A 6,468-nucleotide genomic window follows, 5' to 3' on the forward strand; every position below is an offset into this window, starting at 1 on the left:
CCCTCAGCCCTGGACCACGGCCGGGCCGCGCCCGTCCTGCTCTTCGGCCAGGCGGGCGGCGAACTCGTCGATGAACACCGCCATGTCGGCGCCGATCGCTTCGGCGCGTGCCCCCAGCCAGTTGTAGCCGAACAGCGCAGGAATCGCCACGCCCAGGCCGGCGGCGGTACACAGCAGCGCTGCCGCCATGCCCGGGGCCACCGAGTTGATGTCCACCGCACCGGCCATCGCCGCCACCACGAACACCAGCATGATGCCGATCACGGTGCCGAACAGACCGACATACGGTGCGCCCTCGATGGTGGTCGACAGCCAGTTCATGCGCCTCGCCATCGCTTCCTGTTCGCGCACCATCACCGCATCCATCGACGCGCGGATGGCGGCGATGGTGGCCGCGCTCAGGTAGCCGGAGTTGCCATCGCGCTGATGACGCTGCTGCATCTCATCGATGGCCACCTGGTAGATGCGCCACAGCGAGCCGTCGTGCATCGCCGTCGGCACCTTGCCCTGCCGGTCCATCTCGGACAACGTGCGCAGCGGCACGCCGGAGAGCTTGCTGAAGCTCTCGGTGAACACCGCATTGGCCTTGCTGGTGCGGCCGAAATGACGGCTCTTGGCGATCATGATCGCCCACGACAACAGCATCATCAGGCCGAGGATGGCGACCACCACCCAGGCGTCGAACGGCATCGCCTTGAGGATGAAGGCGAAGTGGCTCTGCCCGGCCGACTGCTCGTCGGCGCCGTAGCTGATCAGGCGCGAATCGGCGCCCTGCGCGGTGGCATCGGCCAGCAGCAGCGCCGCCGGGCGTGCTACGCGTGAGATGCGCAGTTCATCCAGCGCGCCATCGAAGTTGGCCAGCGGTTGCGCCGCACCCGGCGCATCGGCCCCCACCACCGCTGCGGTGGTCAGTGCCGGCACCTCACCACTGAGCTGGGCCACCACGCGACCGTTCAGATACAGCTGCAGCGACCCCTTCTCGGCGGTAAGCGCAACATGCGCCCACTGCCCTTCCGGAATCGGCTGCGCCGGCGTGCTGCGTTGACCGTTGAGCTGCACGAACGGCACCCGGTTGTCGATACCCACCACCAGCTCGGCGCTGTCGTCGCGGCGCGCATAGATCGCCTGCGCGGTGGTCAGCGCGCCCGGTTTGATCCAGGCAGAAACGGTAAGCGGCGCACCCGCTTCCTGTGCCAGCGAAGCACTGGCCGGCAGCGGCAGTGGACCAGCGCCCAGCTGCACGCCACGCCCGATCACCGTGCTTTCCGCCGCAGGCACTACCGCACCGGCCGTGTTGCCGTAGGCCGTGGTATCACGCGCCGGCGCATTGGCTTCGGCAAAGTGGTAGACCAGCGTGTAGTCCGGATCGAACACCTGCTGGCCATTGCCGCTGGCCGGTGCCTTCGCATTGCCGTAGTACATCCAGATCGTCTGCGGCGCGCTGGCGGTCAGTGCCGGAACGTCCACCCAGACCAGGGCCAGGCCCAGGTTCGGGTCGAACTGCTCGATCTGATGGGCCAGCACGGTGCGACCGTCGGCAGCAACGAAACGCAGGTCGTTGCCACCCTCCTGGATGCCATCAAAACCGAAGTTGCCGGTATGCAGGCGCAGCAGCAGCGGCGTACGCCCGGGGTTGCCGGCCAACCCCGCGCCCTGTGGGCCGGCGTCGACGGTGATCGGCTTGCGGTACTTCCATTCGGCCTGCCACCAGTTGGCATCGGCCGCGGCCGCGGGCAGCGCGATCAGCGCAGCCAACAGCAGCAACATTCGGGAAAGCAGACGGTCCATGCAAAAGGTCTCCGGAGAACGCATCTCAAGGGAAGGGTCAGTAGCTGGTGCTGATGTTGAAATGCAGGCGCGGGTCGTCCTTGCGCGTGACCGGGCCATCGGCGTAGGGCCAGGCGTAGTCCAGGCGCAGCTGCAGGTGTTCGCCCAGGCGCAGCTGCGCGCCCAGCCCGACCGACGCCAGGTTGTACTTGTCGCGCTGTTCCGGCAGCGGCTGACGCAGGCGCAGGTAGGCCGCGTCGGCGAAGCTGTACAGCCGCAGGTCGGTACCGCTCCACAGCGACCACGCCGGGGTGCGCCATTCCAGGTTGGCCAGGCCACCGTAGTCGCCGATCGCTTCGGCCGACAGGTAGCCGCGTACGGTGTACATGCCGCCGGCGGCGAACTGTTCGGCCGAGACCAGCGGCGCATCGGTCGCCTGCAGCGAGCCACGCGCATACCACTGCCAGTCGTTGCCGAAGATGTGCGTGTTGGAGACATCGGCCTTGAACGCCACGAAACTCGGATCGGCCCAGTAGCGCTTCTGACCGAAATCGGTGGCGTTGCTGCCGTAACCGAACAGACGCCGGGTTCCCGCCACCAGCTGCGTGTTGATGCTCAGCTGATCGTGCTCGCCCTGGCGCACGCCGACGAAGGCCAGCGTGACCGGTGCGTACTTCAAGGGCGTCTTCAGGCTGTCCTTGCCCATCTGCGTGTCTTCTTCGGTGTCCTTGAAGTCCACGCCGAGGCTGAGCTGGCGCCACCAAGCGCTGCTGCCCGGCAGGCGGTAGTTGAGCTTGAGACCAATGGAATAACCGTTGCCGATCACGTTGGTGCCGGTGCCCGCGCCTGCGCCGCCTTGCCCTCCGGCATTGAGTACGCGGCTGTCGGACGTGTAGCCCGATGCTTCCAGGCTCCACGGCGTGCCCTCGAAGGGGACCGTGTAGGACGCGGAGAACACCTTGGCCTGGTCGGTGTCTTCCGGCGCGATGAACACGCCGATGCTCGCGCTGTGGCCGCGCCGCCACAGGTTGTCGTGGGCCAGCGAGGCACTCAGGCGCAGCTTCTCGGTATCGGCGCTGTGGTCGTTGTTGAGCGCCGCACTGGCACGCCAGGGCGACTTCTCTTCCACCTGCAGGTCCACATCCATGGTGCCCGGCACCTGGCCTTCGCGCACCAATGGCATCACCTGGCGGCGGCCCCCTTCGTTCAGCGCCGTCAGTTCCCTCTGTGCCTGGTCGAAATCGGGCACGCGCCCTTCAGCCAACGACGGCACCCGCTCGCGGATGCGCTCGGGTGAGTCATGGCGGGCACCGACCACGCGCAGCTGGCCAATGGGCGTCTGCTGCACCCTCAGCAGCACCACGCCCGCGTTTACCTGCTGCTCGGGCAGCTCCACATAGACCGATTGGTAGCCGGCCTGCTGGTACAGCGCGTTGACTGCATCGCGCGCCTTCTCGACATCGGCGAGCGTTTTGCCGGGGCCAAGGAATGGTTCGACCGCGCGTTCGATCTGGCGCGCATCGAGCACGGTGTTGCCGCGCACGATGTACTCGTTGATGTTCACCGTGGGCGCTGGCGCGGTGTCCTGCGCGAACGCTGGAGACGGCAGCGACGCCAGGGCCAGCAGCAAGGGATGCAGGCGCAGCGGAAGGCGAACGGCACGGCACGGAACGGGAGTCATCGAAGGCATCGCGTCGTATCGAAGGGAATGGCCAGGGAGCGGCGCGTGGGTCTACCAACAGGACGTGCAGGCCGCGTCAAAACCGCCAACAGTTTTGTGACACCTCTGTCATCTGTGGACGATGCCGAAGCACGCGCGGGCGGATACTTCGCCTGGCACACGTCTTCATTGCAAAGCGCTTGCTGCCCCGGGAGATTCAGGATGCACGCCACTCTGCTTACGCCAAGCCGCCCCGCCCTCTGCCTGACGTTGGTTCTGGCTCTGGCTTCGCCCTGGGCGCGGGCCGACCAGGCTGCCAAACAGGCAGATGCAGCGCCATGCATCGAAGTACAGGTCAATGGCGAGCGCATTCCCGCCTGGGACTGCCTGCAACGCAAGCTGGCGCCGGCAGCAGGCACGGCCACCCGCCCCAGCCTTTCCGAGGCCGAACGCCTGATGCGCAAGCCCGGCAACCAGTTGCTGCAGTACAACCTGGAAGGCACGCGGCAACGCATGGGCGATGCGTTCGGGCGTTCGGTGGTGCCACAGCGCCCAGCGCACTGAGCCGTGTTCAGTGCCGCCCCACGGCGGCGGGAACGATGCCATCGGTAGGCATGGGCGGCAGTTCGGGCACGGGCAGCGAGCGCGGCTGTCCTGCCTGTTGCAGTTCAACCGCGTTCGCGCTGATTGCTGCCAGTACCGTGGATGGGCCGAGACGCTGGCCCGGTGCATAGGCCTGGGCAGGCGCCCCATCTACCGACAGCAGTGCCAACGGTGCCTGCTGCCCAGCCATTACACCCAGCACGGTCACGTCGGTCTGCACCGCACCGGGCGAGAGCAGCCGCACCAGCGGTACGCTCGCCCCGTCGTCGAACGCCGGGGCAGCGGGTACGGCGACCGGCACCGGGGTGGCGGCGACGCGAGCCGGCGCCATGAACAGGGCCATGCTCCAGTATCCCGCCACGGTCAGCAGCAGCACGGCCGCCAGCAGGGTCAACGTGCGATTGCGATCCCAACGCCTGCCGTCCATGTTCCGCACCTTCGCCAGGTTCCTGTGCGGCCACGCTAGCAGCTGACGCTGACGCTTTTGTTTCATCATCCGCGCCTACGCTGGCAGGTATCGGCAAGGACGGGAGGCGATGTCCGATGCAACGCAGGCCACGCGGTTTCACGCTGATCGAACTGATGGTGGTGCTGGTCATCATCGGCATCTGCACGGCGGGTATCGGCCTCGGTCTGGGTAGCCTGTTCGACCCTGCGCGGCAGCTACGGCAGGAATCGGAGCGGCTGGCGCAGCGCCTTCAGGTCGCTCGCGATGAAGCACGCATCGATGGTCGGCCGATCCGCTGGCAGGCCACTGCGGAGGGTTACCGTTTCAGCCGCCGCGACAGCCAGGGCTGGGTCGAGCTGCGGCGCGACGACCTGCTGCGGCCCCAGCAGTGGCAGACCCGTGGCATCACCGTGCAACCCACGGCTGCCATCGAGCTGAGCCCCGAATGGATTGGTGTGCCGTGGGAGCTGGCGTTGTCGCTGGACGGTCGTCGACTGCGTCTTCGTGATGATGGCAGTGGACAATTGCAGGTGCTGCAGTGAAGCGGACGCAACACGGATTCACGCTGATCGAGGTGCTGATCGCATTGGCCATCGTGGCCGTCGCATTGGCGGCGGTGATGCGCTCGGTGGCGGTGGCGACCGATGACCAGTCGCGCCTGCGGGACCGTCGGCTGGCCCTGTTGTGCGCGCAGGACCGCTGGCAGGAGCTGCGTCTGTCCGCACAGCCACCCCGCGATGCTCGCCTGCTGTGCCTGCAGGGGCGCACCCGCTTCCTGGTGCAGCAGCACCTGGGCACTGGCACCGACGGACAACCACAGCTGGAGTTGAGCGTGGTGGCCGAAGATGCGCCGAAACAATCGCTGGCGCGCCTGCAGCTGCCGTGGACGGCGGCGCCATGAAACGCGCGGCGGGTGGCTTCACCCTGATCGAGGTGATGATCGCCATCACCATCATGGGCGTGCTGGCGGTGATCTGCTGGCGCGCCCTGGACAGCGTGGCCAACACTGACCAGCGCCTGCGCCAGGCCGATGCCGAGACCAGCACGGCGATACGGGTACTGCAGCAGTTCCAGCGCGATATCGAGATGCGCGCTGACGATGCGCTGATGAACGGCGCGGTGCGACCGGCCGATCAACCCGCGAGGCTGCTGCCGCCGTCGTTGACCAGTGAGCGTCACCCCGATGGTGGCTTCACGCTGGAGATCACCCGCAGCGTCGGCAGTGATGGGCTGCAGTGGCAGCGCGTTCGCTGGTGGCGGCAGGGCAGCACGTTGTGGCGCGCCAGCGGTACGCCGTCGGATCGCTATCCGCTGCCGGCGCCCGAGCCGACCCGCGGGCTGCTGGTGGCGCGTGATGTGCAGCGCTTCGAGGTGCGGGCGTGGCAGCCCGGGGTGGGTTGGGCGATGCTGCCAGGCCAAGGGGACGTTTTGCCGGCGACCGGTCTGGAGTTGCGGTTGGGATTGCGTGATGCGCGCGGGCCGTTGAGTTACCGGCGGGTGCTGGCGCTCTGAGGGGCATCCACGCATGGCGTGGATCTACTGCCGGGCCTGCTTCTGCTGCCAAGCCTGCTCTGGTGGGTGCCGACCGTTGGTCGGCACTGAAGCTGACCCAGCCATCCACGCATGGCGTGGATCTACTGGACTGCATCCACGCATGGCGTGGATCTACTGAGAGGCATCCACGCGTGGCGTGGATCTACTGCCAGGCCTGCTTTGCTGCCAAGCCTGCTCTGGTGGGTGCCGACCGTTGGTCGGCACTGAAAGCTGACCCAGCCATCCACGCATGGCGTGGATCTACTGAGAGGCATCCACGCATGGCGTGGATCTACTGAGAGGCATCCACGCGTGGCGTGGATCTACTGGACGACATCCACGCATGGCGTGGATCTACTGAGATGCGTCCACGCATGCCGTGGATCTATGGCCCGCCTGCCGCCGGGCGCTGTCCCGCGCCCGGCGGCGCCGTGTAGGTGGTCCTCACCGCTGATGG

7 protein-coding genes are annotated in these 6,468 nt (G+C 67.2%); 4 read left to right on the plus strand and 3 right to left on the minus strand.

The window, feature by feature from the left end; all coding sequences use genetic code 11:
- Nucleotides 1-3: 3 nt before the first annotated feature.
- Together LMF57_RS10920 and LMF57_RS10925 are read right to left on the minus strand one after the other, a co-directional pair.
- Nucleotides 4-1,788 carry a MotA/TolQ/ExbB proton channel family protein gene (locus tag LMF57_RS10920; RefSeq protein ID WP_229289837.1) on the minus strand — a complete coding sequence of 595 codons (1,785 nt, stop codon included), beginning with the start codon at nucleotides 1,786-1,788 and terminating at the stop codon, nucleotides 4-6.
- A 37-nt stretch (nucleotides 1,789-1,825) separates the two neighbouring features.
- Entirely contained in the window at nucleotides 1,826-3,448 is a 1,623-nt protein-coding gene (locus LMF57_RS10925; protein WP_229289838.1) for a ShlB/FhaC/HecB family hemolysin secretion/activation protein, read from the minus strand.
- 201 nt (nucleotides 3,449-3,649) lie between these two features.
- Between LMF57_RS10925 and LMF57_RS10930 the strand changes: the two genes are divergently transcribed.
- Complete coding sequence (locus LMF57_RS10930) at nucleotides 3,650-3,991, plus strand: hypothetical protein (protein WP_208083328.1); 342 nt, start codon at nucleotides 3,650-3,652, stop codon at nucleotides 3,989-3,991.
- 7 nt (nucleotides 3,992-3,998) lie between these two features.
- Here the strand turns inward: LMF57_RS10930 and LMF57_RS10935 are convergent, their stop codons facing one another.
- Nucleotides 3,999-4,457: a general secretion pathway protein gene (locus LMF57_RS10935; protein WP_229289839.1), complete on the minus strand. Its 459-nt coding sequence runs from the start codon at nucleotides 4,455-4,457 to the stop codon at nucleotides 3,999-4,001.
- A gap of 116 nt (nucleotides 4,458-4,573) precedes the next feature.
- Here LMF57_RS10935 and gspH point away from each other — a divergent pair, with 116 nt between their 5' ends.
- Genes gspH through LMF57_RS10950 form a run of 3 tightly spaced genes read left to right on the plus strand, consistent with a single transcriptional unit; the run spans nucleotide 4,574 to nucleotide 5,990 of the window.
- Nucleotides 4,574-5,020 carry a type II secretion system minor pseudopilin GspH gene (gene gspH / locus LMF57_RS10940; RefSeq protein ID WP_117310540.1) on the plus strand — a complete coding sequence of 149 codons (447 nt, stop codon included), beginning with the start codon at nucleotides 4,574-4,576 and terminating at the stop codon, nucleotides 5,018-5,020.
- Nucleotides 5,017-5,379, plus strand: a complete 363-nt coding sequence (gene gspI / locus LMF57_RS10945) for a type II secretion system minor pseudopilin GspI (RefSeq protein WP_117310541.1) — start codon at nucleotides 5,017-5,019, stop codon at nucleotides 5,377-5,379. Before gspH ends, gspI begins: the two co-directional genes overlap by 4 nt.
- A complete protein-coding gene (locus LMF57_RS10950; protein ID WP_229289840.1) occupies nucleotides 5,376-5,990 on the plus strand; it encodes a prepilin-type N-terminal cleavage/methylation domain-containing protein in 615 nt (204 codons plus the stop codon). The genes gspI and LMF57_RS10950 overlap by 4 nt, the downstream gene beginning before the upstream one ends.
- The last annotated feature ends 478 nt before the right edge of the window (nucleotides 5,991-6,468 follow it).

It is taken from the genome of Stenotrophomonas sp. SI-NJAU-1, from assembly GCF_020883215.1.
GTDB classification, from domain to species: domain Bacteria; phylum Pseudomonadota; class Gammaproteobacteria; order Xanthomonadales; family Xanthomonadaceae; genus Stenotrophomonas; species Stenotrophomonas indicatrix.